This is a genomic window from Fodinibius salipaludis (assembly GCF_002287075.1).
GTDB classification, from domain to species: Bacteria; Bacteroidota; Rhodothermia; order Balneolales; family Balneolaceae; genus Fodinibius; species Fodinibius salipaludis.
Genome location: NZ_NSKE01000002.1, coordinates 130,807 through 155,970 on the forward strand (window position 1 = coordinate 130,807; position 25,164 = coordinate 155,970).

29 protein-coding genes and 1 pseudogene are annotated in these 25,164 nt (G+C 41.4%); 15 read left to right on the plus strand and 15 right to left on the minus strand.

The window, feature by feature from the left end; genetic code table 11:
- Window positions 1-11 precede the first annotated feature (11 nt).
- Window positions 12-566, minus strand: coding sequence for a ComEA family DNA-binding protein (locus tag CK503_RS02990; protein WP_095605307.1), 555 nt, complete (start codon window positions 564-566; stop codon window positions 12-14).
- A 113-nt stretch (window positions 567-679) separates the two neighbouring features.
- Here CK503_RS02990 and CK503_RS02995 point away from each other — a divergent pair, with 113 nt between their 5' ends.
- Window positions 680-1,477, plus strand: coding sequence for an alpha/beta fold hydrolase (locus CK503_RS02995; RefSeq protein WP_095605308.1), 798 nt, complete (start codon window positions 680-682; stop codon window positions 1,475-1,477).
- A gap of 55 nt (window positions 1,478-1,532) precedes the next feature.
- Here the strand turns inward: CK503_RS02995 and trhO are convergent, their stop codons facing one another.
- The gene (gene trhO, locus CK503_RS03000; protein ID WP_095605309.1) at window positions 1,533-2,495 is read right to left on the minus strand and encodes an oxygen-dependent tRNA uridine(34) hydroxylase TrhO; all 963 of its coding nucleotides are present in this window, start codon (window positions 2,493-2,495) and stop codon (window positions 1,533-1,535) included.
- A 164-nt stretch (window positions 2,496-2,659) separates the two neighbouring features.
- Here trhO and CK503_RS03005 point away from each other — a divergent pair, with 164 nt between their 5' ends.
- On the plus strand, window positions 2,660-4,498 hold the full coding sequence (locus tag CK503_RS03005; protein WP_095605310.1) for an MXAN_6640 family putative metalloprotease: 1,839 nt from the start codon (window positions 2,660-2,662) through the stop codon (window positions 4,496-4,498).
- A 54-nt stretch (window positions 4,499-4,552) separates the two neighbouring features.
- Here CK503_RS03005 and fahA read toward each other — a convergent pair whose 3' ends face one another.
- From fahA to CK503_RS03040, 7 genes are all read right to left on the minus strand, one after another.
- Window positions 4,553-5,848 (minus strand): fumarylacetoacetase, encoded by a 1,296-nt coding sequence (fahA, locus tag CK503_RS03010; RefSeq protein WP_176466189.1) that lies wholly within the window; start codon window positions 5,846-5,848, stop codon window positions 4,553-4,555.
- 79 nt (window positions 5,849-5,927) lie between these two features.
- Window positions 5,928-6,908 carry a hypothetical protein gene (locus CK503_RS03015; protein WP_095605312.1) on the minus strand — a complete coding sequence of 327 codons (981 nt, stop codon included), beginning with the start codon at window positions 6,906-6,908 and terminating at the stop codon, window positions 5,928-5,930.
- 51 nt (window positions 6,909-6,959) lie between these two features.
- Window positions 6,960-8,084 carry a radical SAM family heme chaperone HemW gene (gene hemW / locus CK503_RS03020; protein WP_095605313.1) on the minus strand — a complete coding sequence of 375 codons (1,125 nt, stop codon included), beginning with the start codon at window positions 8,082-8,084 and terminating at the stop codon, window positions 6,960-6,962.
- Between the two features lie 46 nt (window positions 8,085-8,130).
- Window positions 8,131-8,679, minus strand: a complete 549-nt coding sequence (locus tag CK503_RS03025; RefSeq protein ID WP_095605314.1) for a gamma carbonic anhydrase family protein — start codon at window positions 8,677-8,679, stop codon at window positions 8,131-8,133.
- Between the two features lie 19 nt (window positions 8,680-8,698).
- Window positions 8,699-9,280 carry a DsbA family protein gene (locus CK503_RS03030; RefSeq protein WP_176466190.1) on the minus strand — a complete coding sequence of 194 codons (582 nt, stop codon included), beginning with the start codon at window positions 9,278-9,280 and terminating at the stop codon, window positions 8,699-8,701.
- A gap of 71 nt (window positions 9,281-9,351) precedes the next feature.
- The gene (locus tag CK503_RS03035) at window positions 9,352-11,010 is read right to left on the minus strand and encodes a M20/M25/M40 family metallo-hydrolase (RefSeq protein ID WP_095605316.1); all 1,659 of its coding nucleotides are present in this window, start codon (window positions 11,008-11,010) and stop codon (window positions 9,352-9,354) included.
- An 83-nt stretch (window positions 11,011-11,093) separates the two neighbouring features.
- The gene (locus CK503_RS03040; RefSeq protein WP_095605317.1) at window positions 11,094-12,770 is read right to left on the minus strand and encodes a DUF2339 domain-containing protein; all 1,677 of its coding nucleotides are present in this window, start codon (window positions 12,768-12,770) and stop codon (window positions 11,094-11,096) included.
- Between the two features lie 96 nt (window positions 12,771-12,866).
- Here CK503_RS03040 and CK503_RS03045 point away from each other — a divergent pair, with 96 nt between their 5' ends.
- The 3 genes from CK503_RS03045 to CK503_RS03055 are packed head-to-tail and all read left to right on the plus strand — an operon-like array spanning window position 12,867 to window position 16,053.
- Window positions 12,867-13,676 (plus strand): SDR family oxidoreductase, encoded by an 810-nt coding sequence (locus CK503_RS03045; RefSeq protein ID WP_095605318.1) that lies wholly within the window; start codon window positions 12,867-12,869, stop codon window positions 13,674-13,676.
- A 17-nt stretch (window positions 13,677-13,693) separates the two neighbouring features.
- A complete protein-coding gene (locus CK503_RS03050; protein WP_095605319.1) occupies window positions 13,694-15,061 on the plus strand; it encodes an aldehyde dehydrogenase in 1,368 nt (455 codons plus the stop codon).
- Window positions 15,052-16,053 (plus strand): YhdH/YhfP family quinone oxidoreductase, encoded by a 1,002-nt coding sequence (locus CK503_RS03055; protein ID WP_095605320.1) that lies wholly within the window; start codon window positions 15,052-15,054, stop codon window positions 16,051-16,053. The genes CK503_RS03050 and CK503_RS03055 overlap by 10 nt, the downstream gene beginning before the upstream one ends.
- On the opposite strand, the gene CK503_RS03060 is transcribed toward CK503_RS03055, so the two are convergent.
- From CK503_RS03060 to CK503_RS03075, 3 genes are all read right to left on the minus strand, one after another.
- Window positions 16,050-16,454: a response regulator gene (locus tag CK503_RS03060; protein ID WP_095605321.1), complete on the minus strand. Its 405-nt coding sequence runs from the start codon at window positions 16,452-16,454 to the stop codon at window positions 16,050-16,052. The two genes, CK503_RS03055 and CK503_RS03060, sit on opposite strands and share 4 nt — an antisense overlap.
- 577 nt (window positions 16,455-17,031) lie before the next feature.
- Entirely contained in the window at window positions 17,032-17,541 is a 510-nt protein-coding gene (locus CK503_RS03065) for a hypothetical protein (RefSeq protein ID WP_095605322.1), read from the minus strand.
- Window positions 17,542-18,029: 488 nt separating this feature from the next.
- Window positions 18,030-18,644 carry a hypothetical protein gene (locus CK503_RS03075; protein WP_095605324.1) on the minus strand — a complete coding sequence of 205 codons (615 nt, stop codon included), beginning with the start codon at window positions 18,642-18,644 and terminating at the stop codon, window positions 18,030-18,032.
- Between the two features lie 548 nt (window positions 18,645-19,192).
- On the opposite strand from CK503_RS03075, the gene CK503_RS03080 reads away from it, so the two are divergent.
- From CK503_RS03080 to CK503_RS16310, 10 genes are all read left to right on the plus strand, one after another.
- The gene (locus CK503_RS03080; protein ID WP_095605325.1) at window positions 19,193-20,392 is read left to right on the plus strand and encodes a site-specific integrase; all 1,200 of its coding nucleotides are present in this window, start codon (window positions 19,193-19,195) and stop codon (window positions 20,390-20,392) included.
- Window positions 20,393-21,079: 687 nt separating this feature from the next.
- Entirely contained in the window at window positions 21,080-21,271 is a 192-nt protein-coding gene (locus tag CK503_RS16385) for an addiction module protein (RefSeq protein WP_350354258.1), read from the plus strand.
- Between the two features lie 10 nt (window positions 21,272-21,281).
- Window positions 21,282-21,461, plus strand: a complete 180-nt coding sequence (locus CK503_RS03095) for a hypothetical protein (RefSeq protein WP_095605328.1) — start codon at window positions 21,282-21,284, stop codon at window positions 21,459-21,461.
- 22 nt (window positions 21,462-21,483) lie between these two features.
- Window positions 21,484-21,666: a hypothetical protein gene (locus CK503_RS03100; protein WP_095605329.1), complete on the plus strand. Its 183-nt coding sequence runs from the start codon at window positions 21,484-21,486 to the stop codon at window positions 21,664-21,666.
- Window positions 21,650-21,838 carry a hypothetical protein gene (locus CK503_RS03105; RefSeq protein ID WP_141239870.1) on the plus strand — a complete coding sequence of 63 codons (189 nt, stop codon included), beginning with the start codon at window positions 21,650-21,652 and terminating at the stop codon, window positions 21,836-21,838. Before CK503_RS03100 ends, CK503_RS03105 begins: the two co-directional genes overlap by 17 nt.
- Before the next feature lie 483 nt (window positions 21,839-22,321).
- Entirely contained in the window at window positions 22,322-22,585 is a 264-nt protein-coding gene (locus tag CK503_RS03110; RefSeq protein WP_095605331.1) for a type II toxin-antitoxin system Phd/YefM family antitoxin, read from the plus strand.
- 10 nt (window positions 22,586-22,595) lie between these two features.
- Entirely contained in the window at window positions 22,596-22,862 is a 267-nt protein-coding gene (locus CK503_RS03115; RefSeq protein ID WP_095605332.1) for a type II toxin-antitoxin system RelE family toxin, read from the plus strand.
- Window positions 22,855-23,172 carry a HigA family addiction module antitoxin gene (locus tag CK503_RS03120; RefSeq protein WP_217988319.1) on the plus strand — a complete coding sequence of 106 codons (318 nt, stop codon included), beginning with the start codon at window positions 22,855-22,857 and terminating at the stop codon, window positions 23,170-23,172. The genes CK503_RS03115 and CK503_RS03120 overlap by 8 nt, the downstream gene beginning before the upstream one ends.
- 119 nt (window positions 23,173-23,291) lie before the next feature.
- On the plus strand, window positions 23,292-23,540 hold the full coding sequence (locus CK503_RS03125) for a hypothetical protein (protein WP_141239871.1): 249 nt from the start codon (window positions 23,292-23,294) through the stop codon (window positions 23,538-23,540).
- A 73-nt stretch (window positions 23,541-23,613) separates the two neighbouring features.
- Window positions 23,614-23,748, plus strand: coding sequence for a hypothetical protein (locus tag CK503_RS16310; RefSeq protein WP_255233320.1), 135 nt, complete (start codon window positions 23,614-23,616; stop codon window positions 23,746-23,748).
- Window positions 23,749-23,950: 202 nt separating this feature from the next.
- Here CK503_RS16310 and CK503_RS03130 read toward each other — a convergent pair whose 3' ends face one another.
- From CK503_RS03130 to CK503_RS16315, 3 genes and pseudogenes are all read right to left on the minus strand, one after another.
- Window positions 23,951-24,280, minus strand: coding sequence for a type II toxin-antitoxin system RelE/ParE family toxin (locus CK503_RS03130; protein WP_095605334.1), 330 nt, complete (start codon window positions 24,278-24,280; stop codon window positions 23,951-23,953).
- Entirely contained in the window at window positions 24,280-24,462 is a 183-nt protein-coding gene (locus CK503_RS03135) for a hypothetical protein (protein ID WP_095605335.1), read from the minus strand. The genes CK503_RS03130 and CK503_RS03135 overlap by 1 nt, the downstream gene beginning before the upstream one ends.
- Window positions 24,463-24,626: 164 nt before the next feature.
- Window positions 24,627-24,725: pseudogene (locus CK503_RS16315) on the minus strand (transposase); the annotation flags it as partial.
- Between the last annotated feature and the right edge of the window lie 439 nt (window positions 24,726-25,164).

The following is a 25,164-nucleotide window of genomic DNA, read 5'->3' on the forward strand; positions in this document are numbered from 1 at the left end:
ATTCTGTTGCATTATTCTGAATCCTTAAGTTTGATAAATGGCATCAATTTGTCCAATCGTTTTTGGGCAATCCCCTTAATATTTTTAAGCTCCTCAAACGACTTAAAATTTCCGCTTTCATTTCGGTATTTGATGATTCGTTTTGCATAAGCCGGACCAATACCCGGCAATGCTTTCAGCGCTTCAATGTTGGCCGTATTAACGTTTATCCGCTCTATGCCTGTATTCTGACCGGTTCCCCCGACCTCTTTTTCGCTATCATCGACTTCTTTATTTGAAGTAGAATCCTCCGTTACCGTATCGATATGAGCCTTGGCAATTTGTTTTTCTGAAGATGGAAAATACTGCTCCATCAGTTTTTCTTCCTCGGCTTTGAGCATAGCTGTGCGTTCGGCAAACTGTTGCTCAAGTTCGAGATAATTTCCATCTTCAAATGGAACCGACGGTGACAACGCTAGATTTAATCCACCCAGTAAAATAAGTAGCACCAGTAATCCCGTTATTGCTTTTCGTTCACCGGGTGCAATTTTCAATTTTTCCAGCCAGAAAAATAATGTTCTCTTCATGGTTTTCTCCCTTGATTATTAACAAGCTATAAGTAAGACCCTTTGACCAACCAATCCTTACAAAAATCGTTCTTGTTTGAAGTCTAAAATAATTCGATGTTTGGCTTCTATATATGGAATCAACTAAGATATATCACTACGACGATCTTTCTGTCTCCTACAATCGAGTAGGTGTTCAGGATAAACAACCGTTGATTATCTTGCACGGCTGGGGCAGTAGCAAACAGGTGATGATGCCACTGGCCAAGCAGCTTTCGGATCTCCGTGATTGTTACGTCTTTGATCTGCCCGGATTCGGCCATTCATCGATACCTGATCGGCCGTGGAGTGTAGATAATTATGCGGATCTTATTCAGCAGTTTATTAATGATAAAGAGTTTGATTCTGTTGATCTGCTTGTCCACTCTTTTGGCGGACGCATTGCCCTTAAACTATGTTCACGTCCCGACGCCAAACAACATATTAATAAAGTTCTCATCACCGGCGGAGCGGGTATGAAACCTAAAAGGGGCTGGAAGTATTATTTGAAAAAATATACTGCTAAACTTCTTAAGGCTCCTTTTCTGATATTACCATCCTTTTCACGTGAAAAAGCACTCGGCTGGCTACGAAGAACATCCCTCTGGAAAGCACTCGGCTCCAGCGACTACAGCAAACTCGATGGGGTAATGAGAGAAACCTTTGTCAAAACCGTAACTGAATACCTGGAACCGTGCCTGTCCAAAATTCCACATGAGGTTTTGTTACTATGGGGAGAAAACGACGAAGCTGCACCGCTCTATCAGGCTAAACGAATGGACGAGGGTATAGAAAATGCAGAGCTGGTGGTTATCGATCACGCAGGACACTACGCCTTCCTGGATCGCCCCTCTCACTTTTCGTCTATCGCCAAAGCATTTTTTGAGGGGTGAGATATAGACTCGTAAAGTTTTCAAAACTTTGCGAGCCTTTTAAATATCAAATAACCTATTTCTCTTCTTCTAACTGACGCTCCTTAAAATCCTCATCAAAATAGTTGTACCATTTACGAAACGGGCGAAAAGCATTTTCGGGATCAAAAGGACGCTTGTATTCGCTCTGGCGACATTCCTCGCTACAACACCCCTCCATCATCTTTGCACCTTCCTCGGAGCATACAAACAGCTTATTACACTCCATGTTTGCACAATTGATATAAGTATCGGCAGGTTTGCCCGTTATTTCGCAGCGTGCAATAGGCTCCAGGTTGTCCTCATTCACCGGTACCACCAATCGGTCGTCAAATACAAAGCATTTGCCCTTGTAATGCTCACCTCCCTCTTCTTTGGCGTACCGTAGGATCCCTCCGTGGAGCTGATTTACATCATCCCAACCTTTCTCTTTCATCAGTACCGAAAACTTCTCGCAACGGATACCACCGGTGCAGTACATCAGCACTTTTTTGTCTTTACTGATTTCCTCTTCAACTTGTTCAAGCCACGCGGGGAATTCATAAAAACTTTCCACTTGTGGCGTCAGCGCTCCCTCGAAATGACCAATTTTAGACTCATAATCATTGCGCACGTCAATAAGCACATAATCATCCTCATTTTCGAGCACTTCTTTCCATTCATGCGGTTCCAGGTAGTTACCACCCTCATCAGGATCAACATCTTCCTTGTGGATAGACACCAGCTCATCCCGGGTCTTACACTTTAGCTTCGGGAAAGGTACATACTCACTCGTATCGGTCTTAAAATCAATGCCGTCGAAACCGGGAATACTCGTCAGATGTTCTTTGTAGGTTGATACCTGTTCAGGCGTACCTCCGCCGGTCCCGTTTATGCCTTCCTCGTTGATATAAATGCGTCCCTTAATCCCAATATCCTTGCAAAACTGTTTGTGCTCTTCGCAGAACGTTTCGGGATCTTCGATGGGAGTAAATTTGTAATAGAGTATTACTTCGTACATAATATGAATTTCATTTATTTACCACTAAGACACTATGTTCATTTGTTGAAATGGTCGTCTCACCCTGAAACAAATTCAGGGTGAGACAAGATCTTAACCAAACGTATTCCAACCACTAAGTCATCCTTGTAACGTAAATACTCAGTGTTCTTAGTGTCTTAGTAATGAACCAATTTGCAGATGCCAAAAATAAGGGTAATTTTGCAAGAAATGAACCTCATTTGCTTACAAATATTAATTCATTGATGAAAGTTACACTTCGGCTATTTTCTCTTAGTATCATTGTCTTCTTTGTAGCAATCGGAACCGCACAATCACAGGATCGACTACAAGAAAAACCTGTTGATCTATTTCAAAAAATAGATCGTGCCTACCAGCAGGAAGATATAACACTGGACCAAAAAGTCCTTTACAAATTCTTCCCTTCCGAGTCCAAGGATAAGCTGCCTGGTACAGATGATGTAAATTACAATAGTCCCCTCAAATGCGGTACCCCGGCTTATTCCGACTTTCATCGGCATAAAGCTGAACTTTCCCCATCCACTGTAAACCGCGTTGAATCTACCTTAAGTACTTCCAACATGCAGGCGTCCGAAAGCTACCAATCGCTGGATGGGCATTTTACCATTCACTACGAAACATCTGGCTCCCATGCCGTACCACCCGAAGATTCCGATAGCGACGGAATCCCCGACTACGTGGAAGAAGTAGCTGCTGCAGCGGATTCATCCTATCGTCACGAAGTTGATAACCTAAGTTATACCGATCCCATCCCCCAGGGACAGACCTATGATATACAAATTCTAAATCTTGAAAATATTTATGGCCGGACGGTAAGCACTGGAGGCGGTACTACCTATATCGATATTGAAAACGACTTTTCTGAAGGATTTCCGCCCAATGATGATCAAGATAACCAAATTGGTGCTGTCAAAGTAACGGTTGCCCACGAGTTTAAGCATGCCATACAGTACGAAGCAAATGAGTGGCAGGGCGAAACAGAGAGTTGGCTTGAAATGGATGCAACCCTAATGGAAGAAGTTGTTTACGATAACGTCAATGATTATTACAATTATATTGCCTCCGATAATTCCATTTTCAATGATCCTTCCGGAGGATTTTATCCGGGTTCGTATGCCAATATTACATGGGCACTCTTTTTTGAGGAAAAATTCGGCTCTCAGTTTTGGGTCGATGTATGGGAAACCATCAAAAACAATCCATTCATTTCGATGGTAGATGCCCTTACCAATCAGCTGGGCGGACCTGATTCCTTCAATCGAAATTATATTGAATCACAACTTTGGCACTATGCCTCGGGCAATAATTCAGCACAGGGCTTCGGCTTTGAAGAAAGGCAGCATTATCCCACTCCTCCAACCTCAACCACAGGAAATATCTTCACCGAAGAATTCCCCATCCCGCGTGAATCATCTTCTCTTTCACTCCCGGGTGCATTTGCAGCAAATTATTTTGATGTACCTCTTAAAAGCGATCTTGCTGGAAATATTAGTTTGGAAACAACATCCAACGTACAGAATAGCGGTGTAGGCTTAATCGCTTATTTTGATGACGGAACGGCGGCTCCACTTTTTTATCCCCTTGCCGATCGACAAGCTTCTGTTGAAACCACGTCCGTAAACTGGCAAAATATCAACGAGCTCGGACTTGTGCTGACAAACTCATCAACCTCATCGGCTGACGGAAATACAATCTATTTAGCTCTGGGTAGTGATAACTTTGACAATACACTAAGTCACAACTATCCAAATCCATTTAATCAAACCACTAAAATCCGGTTTACACTCGAAGAAGAAACAGACGTACAACTTAAAGTTTTTGACACATCCGGGCGCCTTGTAAAAACGCTGATTAATGAAGAGCTGACGCCAGGATTATATGAACCTACATTTGATGGTAGTGATCTCGCTTCAGGTGTTTATATTTACCAGCTTATCACCAACCAGAAGCAAACTGTCAAAAAGATGACGCTTATTAAGTAATAAAAAGCAGAAGTGAAACGTGAGACGTTTTTTTTATCCACTCACGTCTAACACCTATTCTTCCAACTCTTTAGCCGGCAATATTTTACCCTTCACTTCCCCAAATCCGATTCTATACTCGTCAGTATCGGCATAGCCGGTCATCGTCACCTCATCCCCATCTTCTAAGAACGTTCTGGATTCACCATTTGGCAATTCAATGGGATCAGTTCCCTTCCAACTCAATTCGAGCATACTGCCGTAGGATGATTTCTCTTCTCCGCTGATGGTTCCCGAAGCATACAGGTCGCCGGGACGCACATTACAGCCCGTAACAGTATGATGCGCCAGCTGCTGTGCGATGTTCCAGTACAAGTTCTTGGCGTTAGAAGCACAAATTTTATGCGGTTGATCCATGTTCTCGCTCTGTAAAAACACATCCAAATTAATATCAAATGTCCAATTACCCTCAGATTTCAAATAAGGGAGCGGCTCGGGATCTTGCTCCGGTCCTTCCATACGAAAAGGCTCAAGGGCATCCAGCGTCACAATCCACGGTGAAACCGAAGTCGCCCAGTTCTTTGCCAAAAACGGCCCCAACGGCTGGTATTCCCACTTCTGGATGTCACGGGCACTCCAATCGTTCACCAGCATCAATCCAAAGATATGATCCTCGGCATCTTTTACCGAAATAGGGCTGCCCAGCTCATTTCCGGGTCCGGTGAGGAACCCCATCTCCAGCTCAAAATCACACAGCTTGCATTCGCTAAAAATAGGCGTATCATCACTTTCAGGCGGTAGAATCTGTCCCTGCGGACGATGCAGCTCCGTTCCACTTATGACCACCGAACTCGCTCGTCCGTGATATCCTACCGGCAAGTGTTTCCAATTGGGCTTCAACGCATTTTCGGGATCGCGGAACATGCTGCCCACATTCGTAGCGTGCTGCTCGGAGGAATAAAAATCGGTGTAATCTCCAATATCTACCGGCAGTAGCATCTCGACCTCATTCATAGGCGTAAGAACACGTTCCCGAAGGGGTTGATTATCACGGAGCGCTGGCTCATCGGCGCTCAACAACGTACTGATATAGGAACGTGCTTCAGCCCAGGCCGACCGGCCAAGTTCCATAAAAGTGTTTAGAGTCCGTTCACGAAACACCGGCTTGCCATCCAGCTCCGGACCGTCAAAAACTCCCGTGGCATCGAGCTCGGTCAGATTCACCACATAATTACCGATAGCCGTGCAAATAAATACTTCTCCATCATCCTTTGAGCGCGCTACCCCGTAGGGCAAGTTTTGAATTGGAAAGTGTGAATCGGAATCTACCTCGACAAATGATTCTAAGTTCGGATCGTTTGTTGGATGCATGTCGTGAATTTTAAGTTATAAATTCTGAATGATGAATTGTCTTTTCTCAGACTCTAAGAAAACATCTGGATATAAAAATCTATAAAAGTTCAAGTTTTCGCAGATCTTCGCGCGGTTCATTGAAGCTACAACTGCCAAACGAAATTAATGCTACTTCGCGCAGTTCTTCAATATCTTCTGTTGATACTTCGTAATCTTTCCACCGGAAACCGGAATCAGTAAAAGAAAAATGCTCTGTATCCTCTTCTTTTAAGACCTCGGCCATCTGATCAGTCGAAAAATCATGTGCATATCCGAGCATAGCGCCACCAAATACATTAATAAATCCGTGCATTTTCGTTTTTATCGAATGATCATAGTGACGAATGGGATGATGCAATCCTGCCGTACATTTTAGCGCTAGATTCTGCTCGCACACTTTTTGTAAGGTAAAAGCAACCTGCTCTATCGATGGGAACATATCGGCCTCTACTCCGCCGCATCGCAACTTAAAACCGGCTTTTATTCCGTCCTCCGATACTGAGCTCTCGTTATACCGATTCATAGATTCGAGAATCAATCCAATCTCTTTTTCCCAGTTTTTATCAAAGATCCCTTCAAAAAAAATATCGTTCGGGAATTCTGCTACATCCTTAAAATTAAGGATCGTCTCCTCATAAATATCAGCAAGGAGGTCATCATCATTGGCAAAGACAGCTTCCCGCGGGAGCTTAATCTCCAATACATCCGTTTTAACTCGGTCTCCGTGATCAGCATAAAACTGCTCCAATGCAGCCACAATGTCTTTAATATGCTCTTTATAATCCGATACCGTCTCTGTTCTCTTGCCCAAAATCGAAAAACTAAAGGGATCTGCTTCTGCAAAAAGCGTTTTGCCATACGGCTTTAGCTCGCCCAGTCGTCCGGCCGGAATAATATATCGTGAAAGCATCCACGCATCCTTACTTTTACGATACTTATTATACTTTTGGAGAGACGTATCAAGAGAAAGGTCAGCCGGCGGAAACAAACCGGCATAATCAACAATCTCCCGCATAAATGCTTTAAAACTTGCTTTCATCTGCCTGTTATTCAGTTGTAATCATTTGTTCGGTTTGTATAGATAAGTAATCTAATGCAACGTTACTAAATCCAAAATTATCGCATCGGCAATTTTTATGCCTTCGTCCGTCAGGATTATGCGCTCATCAACGTTAACTTTACCCTCCTGCTCACGGTTTTCAAGATAATTCAGCTGGCGATCACTTAGCTCGTAATCATATTGCTCAGAAAGTTCTGCTACTCTTACCCCTTTTTTCGTGCGAAGCCCCATCATTAGTCGTTCTTCCGCCAACTGTTTTAAAGAAAGGACTTCTTTTTCGGGATGATCTTCGTCACGCAGATATTTCCGCAAATCCTTCTCATTTTCCCATCGTTCAGCTTTATCATCCCACCAAAAAGAATGTGCACCAGGACCTAATCCCAAATAGTTTTCGTGCTCCCAGTAATTACTGTTGTGGATAGCCTCTTTCCCGGGAATACTGTAATTACTAACCTCATAGCGTTCTATCCCCTGACTACTAAACAGTTGGTTAATAATATCAAAATGTTTAGCCACCTTATCATCTTCGGGTGGTGCAATACGTCCAAGTTCAACTTGCTTGCCCAGACGCGTTTTTGGTTCAATGGTTAAGGAGTAGGCCGAAATGTGCGGGGGATTAAACTCGAGAAGCTTTTTAACATCGCGCTCAAGCTGCTCTACAGACTGACCGGGATTTCCGTAAATAAGATCAACGGTAAACGAATTGAAGTCGGATGCGCTAAGCAGTTCCAAACACTGCAACGCTTCTTCACTGGAATGTGCACGATGCATAAACTCCAGCAAGTCGGGTTCAAAACTTTGCACCCCCATGCTAGCCCGGCTAATGCCGAGCGATTTTAAATCCGCCAAAAATGGTGCCGACACGTCATCGGGATTCATCTCCAACGTAATCTCTTGCTCACCTATATCAAACACATCATACAGTGCCTTCATGATCTGCTCTAACTGCGCCGGTTCCAGCAATGACGGCGTCCCCCCACCAAAATAGATGGTTTCCACCCTTTCCCGCGCAAATCTTGAATCCCGATAACTTTTTATATCCTCAACCAACCGTTCAACAAAATGCTCCCGCTCTGATGTACGCGTCACAAAATAGAAATCACAGTACGAACATGCTTGCTTGCAAAAAGGTATGTGGATATAAATTCCGGACAAGATAATTAGGAATTAAGAATTAGGTATAAATAGAACCATTCCTAATTTAATTTTTGGCATCATAAAACGGATTCGCGTCATAAGTATCTTTCTGCATATAAGCACGAGCATATTTCACATAATTATCGGAGTGCTCTTGGATAGATTTAATCTCATCGTCTGTCAATTCGCGCTTTTTCTCTGCCGGAGTTCCCATATACATATAGCCCGATTCCAGCCGTTTCCCGGGCGGAACCAGGCTCCCGGCTGCAATAATTACGTCGGATTCAATAATTGCCTTATCAAGCACAGTCGCATGGATTCCAATAAGTGCCCGATCGTGAATAGTGCATCCGTGAATCATCGCATTATGACCAATCGTAACATCGTCACCAATTTCGGTAGGACCGGTCTGGTTCATGACATGGATGCAAACGTTGTCCTGAATATTGGATCGATCACCGATTTGTATCCAGTTCACGTCTCCGCGGATCGTCACATTAAACCAAATGCTGCTTTCTTCCCCAATCGAAACATCACCAATGATATCTGCGCTGGGTGCTACAAATACCGAATCGGGATAATCCGGCTTTTTGTCAATAAATTCGTAAATCATAGTATCAGTCCCTTACCTTTTATTCTCCCACATACTGTTGCAGCAACTGATCGAACTGCTGAAAATTACGGGGTAGCGGATCAACCTTATCACCCTCGATAAAGAAGGTAGGTGTCGCATTAACTCCTGCGTTTCGCCCTTCCTGTCGCTGTTCCATCACGATTTTTTGGGTCTCAGAAGCATTAAGATCATTTTTGAACTGATCGATATCGAGATCCAGCTCCCGGGCATAGTTTACAAAAAGAGAAGTGGGACTTCCCGAGCCGGACCACCGTTTCTGGTTTTCAAAAAGCAGGCTATGCATCTCATAAAACTTACCTTGGTTTTTTGCTGCTTGTGCCGCCCGCGCCGCGAGTGCCGCATACTGATGGGAATTCAACGGGAAGTATTTCATCTCAAACTCAATCTGATCGCCATATTTGTCTTTCAACTTTTCAACTATTGGGTGGAAATACGCACAGGCCGGGCATTGATAATCACTGTACTCTACAATAGTTATCGGCTGATCACTCGAGTTTTCTTGTGCAGTTGTCTGATTCCATGTTCCCATCCCAAAAATTAATCCGGCGATTAGAACAAAGGTTATAGCTAATTTCTTCATCTGATTAGGGATATACATTAAAGTTGACTTAAAATTTAATCTTCTTGTAATACTAACGATACATTCTGACTTTAATTGGATGAGGCGTCCTCAATCATATCCAACCGCGTTTGCTTAAATTCATTGCCCTTTCGCCAGGTCTGCATTTCATCAGTATTAGCAATACGATAAGCCGCATCAAAAAACAGACGCACATCGGCTTTCATTCCCGAGAGATCCCAATGGGTGTTAATTTCGTCGTTTACATTATGATAATTGGCATCCTGGAGACTATCTACCATGACGGAGTAGCCTTCCGGCTTATCAATAAACTCGGTTCCCCGGTTGGGAAAAATGGCCGGTATTCCTTTTTTGGCAAGCGAAAAATGATCCGAACGGTAAAAATAACCGCGGTCGGGATGGGGATCGGGCTTCACTTCTCTTCCCCGCTCTTCGGCTACCTTTTCAATCATATCACTAACGCTATTACGACCGTAGCCGATAAGCACTATATCTTTTGTCTTGCCGTAGACATTCATCCCGTCCAGGTTGATATTTGCCGTAACTTTCCCCGGATGCACCGTTGGATTCTCTGCCCAGTACTGTGATCCAAGCAGCCCTACTTCTTCAGCTCCGACAAATAAAAACAACATACTTCGCTTTAGCTGGGGCTGAATTTCCTTATAAGCTCGTGCCATATTTAAAACGGCACTTACGCCGGCCGCATTGTCAAGGGCTCCATTATTAATTGAGTCGCCCTCTACCGGACTTGTTACCCCAAGATGATCATGATGAGCAGTAAACACCACATATTCATCTTTCAATCGTTCGTTGGTACCTTCAATTACACCAAGCACGTTCCTTGCATCCTTCTGGCTATATTCTGCCTTCAAATCCAAACTCAGTGATAAACCCTCTAAAGGTACCGGTTCAAAATCCCGGTCTTCGGCTTCCTCAAGCTGATCTTCAAGGTTCAGCCCTGCACTTTCAAATAAATTGGTGCCGGCCTCTTTTGTCAGCCACCCATTGAACTTGGTCGGAGAACCTTCCATAGTTTCATTATCACGCAGATAAAACCGCTCGCGACTCCAGCTATTGGCAACTACATCCCAGCCGTATCCCGCTGACGGGGTGGTATGCACAATCAATACTCCGGCAGCTCCCAGCTCTCGTGCCTTCTCATATTTATAATCATATCGACCATAATACAAACGGGTATCTCCCCCAAACAAATCGGGATCGTCACTGGGGTCATTGTTCTTTACAACCAGTATTTTACCCTCTACATCCATATCTTTGAAGTCATCCCAATTTTCTTCCGGTGCCTGAATTCCATATCCCACATAAACCAGTTCAGCATCATTGATAGACACCTCCTCTTCCAAATTAGATGGCCATGCTACAAAATCTGAATAGTAATCGAACTGATGTACGGCATTTCCATTTTTACGGATCTGCACCTGTGTATCCTGCCCCGTCTTTTGACCGACCAGTGGCACATCCTGAATAAATCCTCCATCTTCCGCTCCGCCTTGCAAACCGTACTCTTTTAGCTGACTAACTAAGTAGTCAACCGTTTTAAGTTCACCGACAGTTCCTGTTGCCCTGCCTTGAAACTCATCTGATGACAGCTTCGTTATCGGCTTCATCAAACTTTTCTCTGTGATGGTATCAGCCACCTGATCAATAGGGGAATTCACACATCCCACAAAAGCGCCTAATAGTAACGCGATTATTAATAATTTCTTCATTTTTTTACCTGTTTAATTTAAATATGACTTCAAATCTTATGGGCTTGAAAGTAATACTTTTTTTCATGATTGCTAAGCTGTAATCAGCTGCTTTTCTCTAAAACCTTTGATTGGATCAGATATCCTACAAGAAGTAAAACAGATCCAAATCCCATAAACAAAAGAATGCGCCAGATGGCCTGTAGCTGAGCCAAGTCAATCAAAAACAATTTAATGACTACTACCAACATCGTGAGAAGACCGGCCATCCGTACTTGTTTCCCAAAACGCCAAAGTCCCAAAACAATCAGCAAAATAGCATAGAGTCCCCAAACAAGGCTGACCCACGCCTGACCGTTTTCGAATGGAATTAATTTCTGATATAGCCAGTAAAGCAACAGCAGGTGCGACAATACGTGATAGATATTTCGAATATTCTTTTTTCGAAGGTATTGTGGAATCCATAACCCGCCTGCTAAAATAAGCGTTAACTCTAAAAGCATGGAAAGATTCAACAAATAGGAAGCCGCCTCGCTATACTCTAACCGGTTTATAAGCCACCATACTGTAATCCCGAACAACAGGTGTGACCCAACGCTTATCTTTTTATCGCCCGTTTGATATGCCAAGTAGCGGAGAGCTATTAGTTCAACCACAAGCACTGCAAAAAGGACATTCCCTTCCAGAATCATAAATAGGCCTGCCGTGGCCAATACAAACCCCAAGAAAGCATGGGTGAAAGCCAATCCCGGCAGCTTATAATGCTTTAGAACGAGATAAAGCCCGCCACCACCCAGTACGGCCATAACCATCGAGGCCAGACCGGATTGATCCGTAGTCCACTCAAAGATCCCTATACTGAACAATAACCCAATAACCGGAACGCACAGCGTCCAAATGTGAGTTGAGCTTCCAACAATATTATCAGAATCACTGTCTATCTGTAAGCTGCGCCGATCTTGCACATTTTTAAAAACCGGAATCAACCAACTTACCCCGGCCCAGACCATTACTCCGCCGAACATGATCCATTGTTCAAAAAAGGTCACCTCCTCAATACCAAGATTCGTTATCACTGCAGCGGCAAGCACCAGCATTCCGCCGACTGCGATACTCCATAGCAGAGATTGCCATTCCTTTTTGATATAGAGTACTGATGAAGGTCCGATAACCATTGCAAAATAAAGCATGAGATCAACTACCTCTCCATCCCCCGAAAAAAGCATAAACGGTGTTCCCAACGCTCCAAGCATACCCACGACTGCAAGTACCGCTTCATCCTGCTGCAGGGACAACAGAAACGACAGCAGTGTTACCGAGATCATAAACACCCATACGATAGTGGCGGGCATAAACGAAAATAGCTGAAATGTTGCAAAACCTGTGATATAGAAAGCGGCGATTCCTGCTCCCATCACCATTTGCCGAAACGGATTTAACCTCTTATCCATCCTTAGACCAAATCCCAAAAGAAGCATTCCGGCAATCAATCCCACAGCACTGCGAACTTCGGGAACAAGCCACCCCTGGTCAATCGAATACTTGAAAAGAAATACCATACCAATGAGTAATAAGGCAATACCAACCTTATTTAACCACTCTTCTCCCGACTGTAAAACATTCCAACGCCTCTCCTCTTTACTTTGAACCGGTGATTTCTCTTGCTGTTTTGATGATATTTTATCTCCCTCTACTTGTTTTATCTCATTCTCCAACTCCTCTACGCGGCTCTCTAATCGCTCAATCCGGTCTTGTAACTTATCGTAGGTTTCGTCAGCCATACGTTGTTAATCCAATAAATTAATTTACAGAGAAAAATATTTTTTATCCTTCTTATACATTTATAACTATACTTCTTTCAAGCACACAATTTGTCTATGAGCACTTTTAAAAACAAGCACATTTTAATAACAGGCGGCGCAGGCGGCATTGGGTTTCTCATGGGGAGAGAAGCTTTAAAACACGATGCCAAGAAATTGATTATCTGGGATATTAATGAGGATAATATCTCCGAGAGTCTGGCATCACTTTCTGATTATTCGGAACGGATATTCACCTATAAGGTTGATATTTCTGATCCTGATCAAATTTATCAGTCAGCCGAACAAGTATTGGCTGAACATCATCATGTTGACATCCTGATTAATAATGCCGGTACGGTAGTGGGCGGGGACTTTAGTGATCATTCAAATGGTGATATTGATAAGCTTATCCGAATTAATCTACTTGGTACCATGCATACTACCCGCACTTTTTTAGAATCAATGATCAATAGGGGGCAAGGACACATTGTTAATATTGCTTCGGCAGCCGGGCGCATGGCCAATCCCGGAATGTCGGTCTATGCCGGCAGCAAATGGGGTGTTATCGGGTGGTCAGAATCACTGCGCTTAGAACTCGAATCCAATGCTAACATCAATGTTACTACGGTAGAACCCAGCTATATCAATACCGGACTTTTCGAGGGCGTGAGTCCACCGGTACTTACGCCATTATTAGATGCAGAAGAAATATCAAAAAAGATTATTTACGCAATTCAAAAGGATAAAATACACCTTCGGGAGCCCTTTATGGTTAAGATTCTTCCCTTTTTAAAAGGTATTCTTCCCACCAGAATATTTGACTTTGTTGCCGGGCGCCTGTTTCAAGTTTATCACTCCATGGATACATTTAAAGGAAGAACATAAATATATCATTGGCCAGAATGAAACAAGTAGTTAAAAAGCAGCAACAATTTTTTTATTCAGGTAAAACGCTGGATATTTCTTTCCGCAAGAAACAGTTGCAAAAACTAAGAAACATCTTAACAGAAAATGAGGATGAAATTTATACTGCATTGGCCGAAGACTTCCAAAAACCACTGTTTGAATCCTTTGCAACTGAACTTCTCGTCCTTTATCAGGAAATCGATCATCTACTTGCCAATATCGATCATTGGGCCAAAACCAAAAAGGTAAAAAGTTCTTTTCTCAACTTCCCCTCAAAGAGTTATATCAAGCCCCAACCCTACGGTGTTGTTCTTGTTATTGCTCCCTGGAACTATCCCGTTCAGCTGGCACTTAATCCTGCTGTAGGTGCAATCGCGTCCGGAAACACCGTTATCCTCAAACCATCCGAGAATGCACCGCATACCTCCGAACTACTTGCCAAACTAATCAACAACAACTTTGATTCCGGCTTTTTTCATGCGGTAGAGGGTGATGCAAAAACAACTCAATCGCTCCTTTCCGAGCCGTTGGATTATATCTTCTTTACCGGGAGTACCCACGTGGGCAAAATCATTATGAAATTAGCTGCTGATCAGCTGACACCTCTCACGCTTGAGCTTGGAGGAAAGTCCCCTGCTATCGTTGATACATCTGCTGACTTATCACTGGCGGCCAAACGAATTGCCTGGGGTAAATTTATCAATGCCGGACAAACCTGTGTAAGTCCAGATTATGTGTATGTTCATGCCTCTATGCATATGCAACTCTGCCGCCTGATTCAAAAAGAAATTCGGGGCTTTTATGGGGATGATCCCAGCCAAAGTGATGACTTTGCGCGCATCATAAACGACAAACATTTCAGTCGACTTACTAATCTCATCAATCCCAATAAAGTATTTTACGGCGGGAATACCGATGCTGAATCCCGGTACATCGAACCTACCATTATGACCCAAGTTAGCTGGGATGACCCTGTCATGCAGGAAGAAATTTTTGGACCTATTCTTCCCATATTGCCTTTTGATTATTTGGATGAAATCATTTCAACACTGCAAAACAAATCAAAACCACTGGCCCTTTACCTTTTCTCGACTGATAAAAACAATCAGAAAAAGGTTATGCGGAACCTTCAATTTGGCGGTGGATGCATCAATGACACAGTTGCACATCTGGGGAATACTGAACTTCCTTTTGGGGGAATTGGCAATAGCGGTTTTGGCGGGTATCATGGCAAAACAAGTTTTGATACCTTTACGCATTCTAAAAGCATCATGAAGAAAAGCAACTGGCTGGATATTCCACTTCGATATCCGCCCTACAAAGGAAACCTAAAGTGGCTAAAAAAGCTAACTAAATTTCTATGAGTACTTTCAAAGCATTGGTCGTTGAAGAACAATCGGATGGGTCTTTTGAACGCTCGGTCAAGCAATGGCCTATTGAAAAATTACCTGACAACAAAGTATTGATTGAAGTCCATTATTCATCCCTAAACTACAAGGATGCCCTATCTTCAACCGGCAATAAGGGAGTCACAAAAAACTATCCGCATGTCCCGGGAATTGATGCTGCGGGTACTGTCGCCAAAAGCAGTAATCCTCAGTTTTCATCCGGTGACAAAGTCATTGTGACCAGTTACGATCTGGGACAGAATACATATGGAGGATTTGGCCAATATATTCGGGTACCTGCCAACTGGATTGTCCCGCTACCACAAGATTTATCCCTTCGGGAAAGCATGATTATCGGAACAGCCGGTTTTACAGCTGCTATTGGCATACACCATCTACAGCACAATAATGTTAACCCAGAAAGCGGTGATGTTTTAGTAACCGGTGCCACCGGAGGCGTAGGGGTGATGGCTGTTGCCATCCTGTCTAAGCTGGGATATAGCGTAACAGCAGCCACCGGAAAAATGGATCAAAAAAACTTTCTGCTTGATGTAGGTGCCTCAAAAGTTATCCATCGGAATGAAGTACAGGATGAAACCTCTCGTCCCCTGTTGAGCAGCAAATGGGCCGGAGCTATCGATACTGTGGGCGGCATCATGTTAGACACCACATTACGCCAAACAAAACATAATGGCACTGTTGCCTGCTGCGGTAATGTATTAGGGCATGAACTCCATACCAATGTTTATCCTTTTATCTTAAGAGGTGTTCATTTGGCAGGGATGGACAGCGGAAATTGCGAAATGGAATTGAGAAAGGAATTATGGCAGAAATTAGCTAATGAGTGGAAACCAGAAAGCATAGAGCAATTAAGCAGAGAATGCTCTTTGGAAGAGTTGGGTAGTGAAATCGATCGGATTTTAAACGGGCAACAAGTGGGCAGAATACTTCTTAACCTCACTGATTAAGCAGACTTCAATACCTGATCATCATTTTCATTCATCGCTGAATTGAGTGGCCCCTTCAAGTCGCCGCCAGTAACGGGTTTAGTAAGAAAATCAGTAAAGCCGGTTTTCTTAGCTCGTTCCAACGAATAACGATCCCCGCTTCCGGATAAATAAATGACCGACACATCGGACTTTTTACGAATAATCTCCATCGTTTCAATACCATCCATATCTCCCTTCAAAGAAATATCCATCACAATAATATCGGGATTAAGCTCTTCTTCCTTTTCGATCGCATCAACCCCTTTTGTGACTTTTCCGACAACTTCATAACCCAATCGCTTAATAAGCCGCTCCTCTACCATCGAAAGCAACATATCATCTTCAACAATAAGTACTCTACCCTTTTGAACTTCTTCCATAATAACCCGATTTCAATTTATATCTTAAAATACCCTAACCAACATTAAATTTCTTTAATAAAGTTAATTAAAAAAATCTTACACTCCAAGTAATAAAATTTATGACTCGCTTCTGGTGTAATTTAAAGCTTGTTGCCAAATTTTCATCGTTTATTTTAGCGGCAAAATAGCAAGTAGAAATAAAAAGTGCTTACAGCCATTAGAAACTGCAACGCTTTTTGAATAGGACCGACCGCTAATACGCATGTTGGACGTACTTACCTCGGTGAAGAGTTTGGGAAAGCGTTAAACTGGAAAAAAATATACTCAAAATTTGAACAGGCTTAGGTCAAAGAAGCCATCTGGGAAGCTTGCAACTTGAAAATGAGGAAATAGAAATGATTTACCAGAAAGAACTTGATTAACAGCTAAAAGAATGGGAATTCGAAGCCCCATAATACTTGGGGAACTACCAACTTTTCTAACATAGGGACTTTCAGCGTTGGCTCTACAACCAACTCCGTGTGAATGACTATAAAAAGTTATTTAAAAAGAAGGGACGGTAAAACCGACCCTTCTATCATTTTTATTATTACCTTTATAACCTAACACTTATGCCCACACCAGTATTAAATAAGTTTATAATGGTAGTATTGCTGTTTTCAGCAATAAATGTATTAATACCAGCCTCACCAAAAATGCTAAATCTATCATCAATATTGTATGAGGAGCCAACTAAAACTCCTGGACCAATCAATAAGTCATTGAATTGAAGGTTTAAATTGAGTCCCCAGTATGGGTTGAAGGTATTGGAATTGCTGAAATTATGGATATAGCTAAAGTCCAATAAATATTGGTCACCTATACTTGAAGAGGTGTTTATGGTAAAGAATCCTAATCCCCGGATTTTACTTTTATCGGAAAAGTGATAGGTAATACCAACAGAAGGTGATATCCCTCCCATTTTAACAGTAGCGGATAGGTTCGAATTAGGGTTGTCATTTGAACTTGTTTGAGAAAAACAACTAATAGTAACGAAGAATAAAAATACGGATAAAACAGCTCCATACTTGTAAGGAGCTGTTTTATGGTTGTTAATATTTAACATTCTGTAATAAAATTAATTTAAGTTTATTATTTGGTGGGGAGTGGTTGCCTTGAAATTATTAAATCCATATATCCTGTAACCATTCTTTATGCCGTTGATACCGCTATCTGTATTTTGGTTTAAAAAGACATCTCTATCAAAGAATATCTTTCCAACATTGTCCCTCTTCTCTGATACTTCATATTCAGAATTAATATTTACAGTAGTTCCATCAGTCACTTCAATTTCGGAACTAATATCGATCGTTGTTGTCCCACCACCATCATGATCATATACATGAAAAAGGCAAGATTTTCTGATATGAGTGTCAACGATGATCAGCCAAATAATTTAACTCCTTCCATCGATCATTTGATACATGATGCATATTTTTAGTACCCATATTTATTCCCTCGTATGATTATAATTTTAATGCATCTCTAAATGAAAGAGTATAAGAACGGGTGGTTGTTACAAATTAAATTACTTAGTAAACAAGCCTTAAAGACTTAGAAAATAATGCTGATTCCAACTCCTACATCAAACCCAGAAGCGGAGTAAAAGAAGGACTCATCCCGTTCCGTTACGCGGTTCCTTCCAAGAGGATCACCTATAGGCTCAACCGATGTTACCACTGTCTTTTCTCCATTGATGATGTGATAGCTGGCTTGCAGAAAAAGAGAACTAAAACGGGAAAACATCCACTCCCATTCTATGTAGGGTTTAAATTCGGTTCCCCAGCTTGCAAAACTTACATCCCCAACATGAGGACCAAACTCCTCTTTGTTAGCTTCATAATCCTTTAGGTCAATTTTGTTTAAACCCAAGCCTAATTTAAGATCATGACTGGACAACTCAGCAAGCAGATAGGCCAGGTTAAACCCAAGTGAAAGATGCGCCACATCGCCATTTCCTGTAGAAGCCTGGAAACCAAAATCCAGAGGAAGAGCATCGTAATCTGAGAACATCCAGCGTATACCGAAAGCCTGGACATTACTGTCAGAAGCTTCCTGAACCTTAAATTGTGGCATGTACATAGTCTGCAATCCCACTTTTGAATCAACCGTTTGCGCCTGACTTGTCGCGCAGGCAAAACATAAGCTTATAGCAAATAATAAACGCATATTTAGGATTAATTGAGGAAGAATCTGTGTAATCACCTCTTATCAACCCACTAAAAGTATAGTTACTCATGGGTAAAAGAATTAATTCCTGATGAGGTTAAAAAGGCTCTCCAATTGATTATAGCTATTAGTTTTATCGCTCAAGTATTGTCAAGAGTATTTAATAATTCATTTGTTACATTTTTTTTAAAAGCAACGGTAAGAAAGCATGAGTACTTCAAAAGTACTCACAGTATGTCTTCCCCATAACGCCGGACAGACCAAGATAAGGCACCACCAGACGTCCAAGAAGTCGAACCTCACACTACCTGTATAATGGTTTTACCATAAAATACTAAAGCCCTGCAACTCAAGGAGTTGCAGGGCTTTGCGTGGGACCGGCCGGAATTTATGATATCTAATTCAGTGAATCCCATCATTCAATAGACACTAAATTCGGCCTTTAGGGGCTGCAAACCTTGTTTAGTGACTGAGATTATCATATCTACTTGGTGAATTGTTTTAGCAAAATGTTTTAGCATCACAGCAAATAAATCATCAAATAGTATATGACTACATTCAAGTTTATCCTTTGGAAATATCGAAAAAAGAATAATGGCGAAGTACCTATTTATCTAAGAATTACTAAAAACAGAAATCCCCGTTATGTCAGCACCGGTATTAGCATTTTACCAAGGCATTGGAATGAATCAAAAGAACGAGTAAGAGCCACGCATTCCAAATGGGAAGTTTATAATAACAAGTTGGATGAATTCATCACTGATGCACGAGTCAAAGCCAATGAACTTAAATACGAAGGTGAAGAGTCCTCTAAATCAATCAAGAAAAAAATTAAGGGTATCGATAGCCCTAAGTTTATTGATTATACGAGAGAACTACTCCCCACTTTTGGCTATTGGAAAAAGAGGAAATACAAGGTACTCATTAATAAACTCGAGGCGTTCCATGGGCCAGACCTAAGATTCAATGATATTGACACCCGTTTTTTAAGAAAGTTTGAGCTGTGGCTTGAGGAAGTAAAAGAAAATGCTCAAAACACCCGCTCTAAAGAATTGGGGAAAATAAGAGCTGTATTAAATACTGCAATACAAGATAAAATCATCAAGCACGATGATAACCCCTTTCTTTTAGGATATAAACTAAAATGGGAAAAACCTGATGTTACAAAAATGGACTGGGACGAGGTGAAAGCATTTAAAAATGTTGATCTCGAACCCTGGTCATTAAAATGGATCTACCAACAAGCCTTCTTATTTGCCATGTATAATGATGGAATGCGCTTCCAGGATGTTTGCAACTGTAGATGGGAATATATTCATGAGGGTACACTTAAATACCGAATGCTTAAAAACAGTAAAGTCAAAGTATTAGAACTCCCCAAACCATCTTTAAAAATACTGGAAAAGCTAAAAGAGAAGCCAAACGGAAAATTTGTCTTTCCCATACTTGAAGCTAATGTAAAGTATGACAAAATCACTATTCGGGAAGCAATTGACAGCGCAAATAAAGTTGCAAATGAACAACTTAAGAATATCGCTTCGGAAGCAGAACTAAGACCACACCTTCAAAAACACCTCACCACTCACGTAGCCGTACACACCTTTACTCATTTAGCTGATGAACAGGGATGGAGTCTAACAGAAATACAAGAAGCTAGAAAGCATTCTAATATCCAAACTACCAGAGATTACATTGGAAGAATTAATGGAGATAGACTGACAAAGAAAAGAAGTGAATTATTCGGTTAAAGTATTAAGCTATTTTCTGTACGAAACATATCAACCTATTTATTAATATTTGCAATATGTGTTGATTACAGTCAACCAAATATTGCGCTCAATATTCCCGTAAGTAGTAAAAAAGCAATTAAGCCAAAGAATAAGAGACAACCAGTATTCAACGTTTTAAGAAAACACCCTTCATTACTACCACCCACAAAGTTTTTTATGGGATCTTTGCTCTTAGGTGGATCATTTACATAATTTTGTTTCATCGGCCTACCACAATGTGGGCAGGATTCAGCAAGTTCAGAAATTTCCTTTTGGCAATCAGGACATGTTGTTAGACCCATTATAAACAGATTCTTAGCTGTGAATTATTTAACTGCGAGACTAAGCACAATTATTGAAAAAGGCAAAAGCACATTTTTCGTAATCTGAGCGTCTTAGAAGCCAAATATGAAAGCCGGTTTTTAGTATATTTAAATAAATACCAATAGAAAACTAAAATACAGAACATAACTATAGTTAACGTTAGAAGGCCCTTGCCGTTGCTGAAAAAGAGGGCATTTAGAAGGATCCGTACAACCAAGTGACGAAAGAAATAAAAACCTTAAAAATTGTGGAAATAAATAATAATAGATCACTGAGAACATAACCAAACAGGAATACATCGAAGATATATTAAATCTGCCATATGAGTGGCAGATTGATATTATTAGCAGCATACTAGCCCGGACCCTTGAACCAGACCCGGAGATTGAACAGGAATGGGTTGATGAAATAAAGCGCAGAGAAAAAGAGATAAAAGCTGGAACAACAAAAATGATTTCCCAGGAAGAATTTGAGCAACATTTGAAGGAGTTGCGAGAATTATACCAAAAAGGTAAAAAAGAAAATCGTTCATAAATGATTTATTATGAGTAAGCAGGAAAATAAAGATGTTGATGCTTTGGCATTAAAACGAAAATTGTCTAAGAAATTTTCTAAGAAGTATTTTGATGTGGATGGCTCCTTTGACTATGAAAAGTTTAAAAAAGCCGAAGATGAGATAAAACAGAACCTACAAGAATCGAGCAATAGCGACAGCACGGAATAGAAAACCGTCAAAAAGGTTTATCATGGATAGGAAACCAAATAAAGATTTTGATGCCCTAAAATTGAAACGGAAATTATCAAAACAGTTCTCCGAGACCTACACCAACGAAAAAGGATTGATTGACCGAGAGAAGTTGAAAAAGGAAATGGAAGAATTTAAAAAACGTAAAGAAGGGTGGAAGGCCAAAAATGATGAAAATAACTAAAGCACATATTGTTAGTGCAGTCGATCAGCTTTCCGCCGATGCAACGACCAGAGATGCCTTGGACGCTCTTATGGTGCTTTGGAAAGTAGACAATAGCCTAAAACAAAATAAAAAAGTGAGCCAGCAAGAAGTTGAACAACACTTCTTAAGCCGTAGGAAAAAGCGAGAATGAGGTGGTCAGAACCATTGATTTGTACCCCGAAAAGCCAATGTTAGAGAGAGAGAGAGAGGGATTCGAACCCTCGAGACCTGGAAGGGCCTGCCGGTTTTCTGATATAGGTTGTACGACCGTTTAAGCGTTTACTTAATGTAGAGTTTATGCGTTGATAACTTCTTACAGTTATTAATAAATAAACTTTGCGACCGATACTGCGTGGATACCCTGACTACGCTAAAATGGTAGTCATACGAGGATAATTAATTGTCTGTCAGCGGGTTAGGTAAAAGATATACCGTCTATGCGGTGATAATTTCTATCCATTTGGGTACTTCTGCTGTGGATAAATATGTTATTTATGTACAATAATTACACTTTGTACATTTTGTACTAAAGTACTATATTAAGTATGCACTACTTCAAGGAAGGGTGCGATCCGACAAGGTCGGATGACCTTTTACCGGATTTCACCCTAAAACCGGATAAACAAGCATCGTTATGGCTACTGAACAAATTAACACGAACCAAGCCCGAAAGGAGTTTGCCGACAACATCAATCGCGTAGCATATGGGCACGAAAGAGTTACTATTACTCGGCACGGCAAACCAGTTGCTGCGTTAATATCGGTTGATGATTTAGAGTTTCTTGAGAAACTGGAACATCAGCTGGATAAGAAAGCAATTCAAGAAGCTTGGCAGGAACAAGGTGATAAGCCTTTGAAATCCCTTGATGAGGTAAAGTCCCAATTAGGGATACAATGATGAATTATAAATGTCTAATTCTTTTAACCTTTTATTCACGAATAAAGCATACAAAGAAGTCAAAAAATTAGACCAGGATGTCCAACGCCAAATTATTGATGCTGCCGAGGACTTACTGCGGGATCCTAGACCCCAAAATAGCCGGCAATTACGTGGAGAGCTTAGCAATTACCGTCGGCTCCGAACCGGTGACTACCGGGTAATCTATCAAATCAAGGATAAGGAACTTGAAATTGTGGTTGTTCGAGCGGGGCATCGTAAAGATATTTATGATTAATACTACTATGAGTTCTCATCAATTTATACCACCAACCCATCTTGGGGAAATTCTTAAAGAAGAGTTTTTGGATCCAATAGGAATCTCCCAACGAGCATTTGCCCGAAAAATTGATGTCCCGGCCAACCGGATTAATCAAATCGTTAATGGCAAACGAGGAATAACCGGTGATACGGCTATCCGTTTTGGGTTGGCCCTTAGGACAAGCCCGGAGATGTGGCTTCGGCTACAATCTCGATACAAGCTGGAAAAAGCCCAGGACGAAAGCGATCCGGATCTAGATAAAAAAATAACACCAGTTACGACCTAAAGAACTATATGAATAATTGGTACAGGTTTGATTGTCATTTTCTTTGCTTGGTTGCTTCTGAAAACCTGTTAGATATACGATTGTTCTTTTTTACGTTATATTTATAGAAATGTTAATTGTTGGAGAAAGTTGTTATGGGTGCTGCAACAACAAATGAAAAAGAGTTGATCGACTGGATTAACCAGCTTGAAGACCAAGCTATGTTACAAAATTTGAAGATGCTTAAGGAAGAGACGGAAGGTAAAGACTGGTGGGATGAAATTTCCGATGCTGAAAAAGCGGGGATTGATAGAGGACTGGATGATTCTAAATCCGGTCGAACTACGCCCCACCAAGAGGTACGTAAAAGCTATGAAGAATGGCTGTAAACAGCTATCCGGTTGTATGGTCAGATAAGGCCCAAAAGACATCGAGTACATTCAGCAGGATTTAACAGCTACTTTGCAAGAAGCCGAACAGATTTGCCAGGGACTGATCGAGCAAGCTAAGGCCTACAACGACCAAGAAGGCCAACAAATCTATGATATTGACCAGCTTAAAAATGACTCGAAAAAATACGAGCGATCTATCCCTTAAATTTCACGGCCAGGCGCCATAACCACCTCGGCAATAAAAGCACCCAAAACAGCCGACTTGCTACCATCTTCAAATTTGAAGCACTATAATCGAAATTTTAAAGCGGGTTTTCGGGCATCGAGAAATTTTCCCGGGAATAGCCCCGATCACGGCCAGTACGCCGGTGCAGGGAGAACCCGGCTCCAAGTAAGTAGCGTAACAATTAATTCAGAAACCGTTGCCAAATGTGGGATAGGAAGGGTTGGATATTTTGTCTTCCATGAATCACGTTCAGGATATAAATGATCTCCGGGGTTTCCTCGGGAAGAAAGTAGATAATGCGATATTTGTTATGAAATATTTCCCGAAAGTTTTCCTGATCAAGTTCCGGAAGTTTGCGGCCTGATTTAGGATGCTCTTTTAAACGTGCCGGGACATTAATAATATCCCCAATAACCTCGCTTATCGTGTCTTGATGGACTTTTTCGCCTTCCAGGTAATCTCTTATTGATCGAATATTTTCCTGTGCATTAATCGTCCATTTAATCACCATTATTTCAAAAATTCTTGCTTCATTTCTTCATGCGAAAGCGTCCGGCCTTGGTCAACATCCTTTAGTGATTTACTGACCTGGTGAAGCACATAAAGTTCATACAGCGCATCTTCGATGGTTGCGTCCTCGGGTAACTCATCTATGGCTTTTTGAATCCGTTTTTTGTCGATTGTGAGTTCCATAATGGCATTTTTTCAGGTTCGGTATGCTGTAATATAGGTGCTTAACGATTGGAAATAAAATTAATTTATGGGAATTCCACCTCTTGGCGGTCTTACTATCCCTCCCAAATCTATTCACCGTATATCCGTTGGTCCAACTTAAAAAACTTCGGCCACCGGCCACCTATCCCATGCTCCCGGCAAATGGCTCCCACTTTTAGCCCTTGTTCTTGTTTGTTGAGGATCGAGATGATTTGGGATTCGCTAAAACGTGATTTTTTCATGATAGAAAGTAGTGAATTTTCTCTACTTTCAAACGGTCAACTTTCAGGGAAGCTTACACATTCGGTAGGATATATAATGGATTTTCCGTGCTGGATGAACCGGATAGACTTCTCGTCCCTAAGATATTGGCATTTTGCCGGGCTCCAATGGGCAAGCTTACAGGGATCTGAAGTTCGAATATATTTCGGCAATTTAGAACGACGTATTATGGAGGGCAACGCCTTTTCTAAAGCCTGTTTAACAGTCTGTTCAATTAAACTTTCAGCTTTTTCTTCTTTTAAAATAACTAAATTCTCCTTTTGCATAATTATCTACAAGCCTATTTAAATTTTTAGTATTCATCGTTTCACTACCTTTAATTAATTTTGAGTTTTATGAAATTAGCCTTTCGACTTAATTCATTACATAGCACTTTTCAGTGTAGTTCACTTCAAGCTA